We start from the raw sequence: 3,485 nt of genomic DNA, 5'->3' as shown, positions 1-3,485 counted from the left end.
GCACTTCGGTGCAGAACTTTTCGTGCTGCTCCTTGTTGGTTTCCTTGAGCGCCTTCATTTCGGGGTTTGAATCGCAACCCTTGGTCAGGATCAGTTCCTTGAGCGCATCGCGGGTGCCCGAGGTGCTCGGCGGGCCATAGACGAGGATCGGTTCAGCCGGATAGGCCGGGTTCACGTCCTTCCAGGTCTTGGCGGTGTTCGGCTTGCCATAGGGATTGGCGGCCAGCGCTTCGTAGATGTCTTCGGGGGTGAGCTTGAGGCCCATGCCGCCCTTGGCTTCGGCGAAGGCAACGCCATCGAGGCCGACCTGAATTTCGATGACCTTGTCGACGCCGTTCTTGGCGCATTCCTCGTATTCCGACTTCTTCATGCGGCGCGAGGCGTCTTCGATGTCGGGGAACTGCACGCCGACGCCGGCGCAGAACAGCTTCATGCCGGCGCCCGTGCCAGTCGATTCGATGATCGGCGACTTGAAGCCGGAGTTCGACTTGGCGAGCGAATCGGCAACCGCCTTGGCGAACGGATAAACGGTAGAAGAACCGACCGCGCGGATCTGATCACGCGAGGAATTCTGCGCACCGCCGCAGCCGGCGAGCAGCAGCGAGGCGCTGGTGGCAGCGGCCAGGATAAGGGCGGACTTTTTCATCGACTCATACTCCGGTTGGGATGTCCGGAGAACGCTCTGACGGCATTGCATGACAGCTTTGTGACAATCACGCGGCAAGCCTTTCAGCGGCGGGAAAATCGATCCGCACGCTGGTTCCTTCGCCCAGCGTGCTCGAAATATCGAGCCGCGCGCGGTGGCGTTCGACGATGTGCTTGACGATGGCGAGGCCAAGGCCGGTTCCGCCCGAGGCGCGGCTGCGGCCCGGGTCGGTGCGGTAGAACCGGCGGGTCAGGTGCGGCAGGTGTTCGGGCGCGATCCCCGGGCCGCGATCGGTTACGGTCAGGCTGACCCCCTGCTTTCCGGTCTTCGCCACGGCGACGTGGACCGGCTCGTCCGGGCCGCCATATTTCAACGCGTTGTCGATCAGGTTGCGCAGCAGTTGTTCGAGCTGACCGGGATCGCCCAACACCGTGCAATCCTGCTCGGCTGCGGCCAGTTCGACGCGCTCCTTGCCGCGCAGCGAGGAAACCTCGGCCACGACTCGCGCGGCGAGCTGGGCAAGATCGAGCTGCTCGGACGGCCGGTCATGCTTTTCCGCCTCGACGTGGCTAAGCGTCATCAGGTCTTCGACCAGCGAGAGCATCCGCCGCGCCTCGCGCAGCACGGTTTCGAGGAAGCGCTTGCTGGTCTGTTCGTCGATCGAGGGGCCGGCATCGGCCAGTGTTTCGACGTAACCGATGATCGAGGCGAGCGGCGTGCGCAGTTCGTGACTGGCATTGGCGACGAAATCGGTGTGGGCCCGGCTGATGTCGGCCTCGGCCGTGCGGTCGGCCAGTTCGATCATCCAGTGCGTGCCATCGATCCGGCGGCGGGTCAGCTGCCACAGGCTGCGCGTCCCGGTAAAGCCGGAGATGCTCACGCTGTCGCCATCATTCATGTCGAGCAGGCGCATGGCATCGGGGTGGCGCAAGGCAATGCGGGCGTCCTGCCCGCCGATATGTCGGCCCAGCGCCGCGCGCGCCGCGGCATTGGCCAGGACGATCCGGGTGCCTTCCAGCACGAGCAGCGGCTGGCCCAGCGGTTCGATCGCCTCGCTTACGGCATCGCGTGATACTTCGGCGGCATCGACGCGTTCAAGTTCGATTTCGGGTTCGGGCGCGGCCAGCCAGAGCGAACCCAGCCACAGCAGCAGAACCGCTGCCGACAGCCACGCCGAAACGCCCGTTACCAGCATCCCGGCAACGGAAGCCAGTGCCAGCAGCGCGCCGGCAAGGGGAAGAGTGCGTTTCCCGGCCATAGACCAGGCGCTACTAGGCGAGGTGTCCTGTTTCAACCAGAGCCAAGTGCGGTTCCATTGTTATAGTTACGTGACAAGGGCCGCCTTATCCCCAGACAATTGCTGCACAAGGGACCGGGCTTGACGGTTGACATCGCGGCCTGCCGACCGCTTGTGACGACCAAGGATCAAAGATCGATAGAGGACACTGATGGCAAGTGGGTTCAGTCTGACGCAGGCGGTGCGGCGCGCGGTCATGATCCGGGGCGGAGGCACGGCCGTGATCGACGGTGAACGGACCTTCACCTGGTCAGAATTTGCGGATCGCACGGCGCGCCTTGCCGGGGCATTCATTGCGGCAGGGGTCAAGCCGGGCGACCGGATCGTCCTGCTGGCGCTCAACAGCCACCGTTCGCTCGAATGTTTCTATGCGGCGATGCAGGCGGGCGCCGTGATCGTCCCGCTGAACCACCGGCTCGGGCTGGGCGAGATTACCGCTCAGGCCGATGATTGCGCGCCGGTGCTGGTGCTGCTTGGCGCGGACTTTGCCGATCTGGCCGCTCCGCTTGGCAAGGGCGCGGATGGCGCCGTGCGGACTCTGGTTCATTGCGCCCCTGGCGCGGCGCCGGCAGGCATGCTGGCCTATGAAGCGCTGATCGCGGCCCATCAACCGGCAGGCGATGCCGGGCGTTCGGACGATGATCTGGCCTGCCTGCTCTACACCAGCGGCACGACCAGCGCGGCGAAGGGCGTGATGCTCAGCCACGCGAACTTCTGCGCCAATACGGCCAATGTCGTGGGCGAACTCGGGATGGACGAGCACACGGTCCACCTGCATCACGGTCCGCTGTTCCACGTCGCCTCGGCAGCGCGGCTGTTTTCGACCACGCACGTGGCGGGAACCCACGTGTTCCTGCCCCGCTTCGTCGCCCGCGAATTCATCGCCGAGGTCGAGCGCGCGCACATTACCCATGCCACGCTGGTGCCAACGATGTTCCGCATGCTGCTCGACGAACCGGCGATGCGCACTGCCGACCTCTCGTCGCTGCGCTGCATTTCCTATGGCTCGGCGGCGATGCCCGAACCGCTGCTGCGCGAATTCATGGACGCGCTGCCGGGGGTGCGGATGCTCCAGTCCTATGGCATGACCGAGCTTTCGCCGGTGGTGACGATCCTGGGCTGGCGCGATCATCTGCCCGAAGCGGCGGCGGCAGGCCGGCTGCGTTCGGCGGGCCGCACGGCGATGCTGGCCGAAGTGGCCGTCGTCGGGCCGGACGATCAGCCGCTGCCAACCGGCCAGAGCGGCGAAATCGTGGCGCGCGGACCGATGGTGATGCAGGGCTACTGGAACCGCCCGGAGCTGACGGCAGAAGCGCTGCGCGGCGGCTGGATGCACACCGGCGACATCGGTTACTTCGACGAAGACGGCTATCTCTACGTAGTTGACCGGCTGAAGGACATGATCATCACCGGCGGAGAAAACGTCTGGTCGCAGGAAGTGGAAAACGCGCTGTCCTCGCATCCCGCCGTCTCGCAATGCGCGGTGATCGGTAAGCCGGATCCGAAATGGGGCGAGGCGGTCCACGCCGTCGTCACGCTCAA

At 65.3% G+C, this 3,485-nt stretch carries 3 protein-coding genes; 1 reads left to right on the top strand and 2 read right to left on the bottom strand.

The window, feature by feature from the left end; all coding sequences use genetic code 11:
- The coding region (locus ACE3SN_RS16400; RefSeq protein WP_374531848.1) for a substrate-binding domain-containing protein at nt 1-646 on the bottom strand (646 nt) is incomplete at its 3' end.
- A gap of 67 nt (nt 647-713) precedes the next feature.
- A complete protein-coding gene (locus ACE3SN_RS16395; protein ID WP_374531847.1) occupies nt 714-1,904 on the bottom strand; it encodes a sensor histidine kinase in 1,191 nt (396 codons plus the stop codon).
- A 190-nt stretch (nt 1,905-2,094) separates the two neighbouring features.
- On the opposite strand from ACE3SN_RS16395, the gene ACE3SN_RS16390 reads away from it, so the two are divergent.
- Nucleotides 2,095-3,485 (top strand): AMP-binding protein (locus ACE3SN_RS16390; RefSeq protein ID WP_374531846.1); only part of this gene is annotated, 1,391 nt, incomplete at its 3' end.

It is taken from the genome of Novosphingobium sp. (genome assembly GCF_041915465.1).
GTDB lineage: Bacteria > Pseudomonadota > Alphaproteobacteria > Sphingomonadales > Sphingomonadaceae > Novosphingobium.
Note: the sequence above shows the minus strand (reverse complement) of the source record. Positions and strands in the feature narration are given on the sequence as shown.

Excerpts from the sequence above, each read along its gene's own strand:
- ACE3SN_RS16395 (WP_374531847.1), bottom strand. The coding sequence starts at position 1,904 with ATGGCCGGGAAACGCACTCTTCCCCTTGCCGGCGCGCTGCTGGCACTG.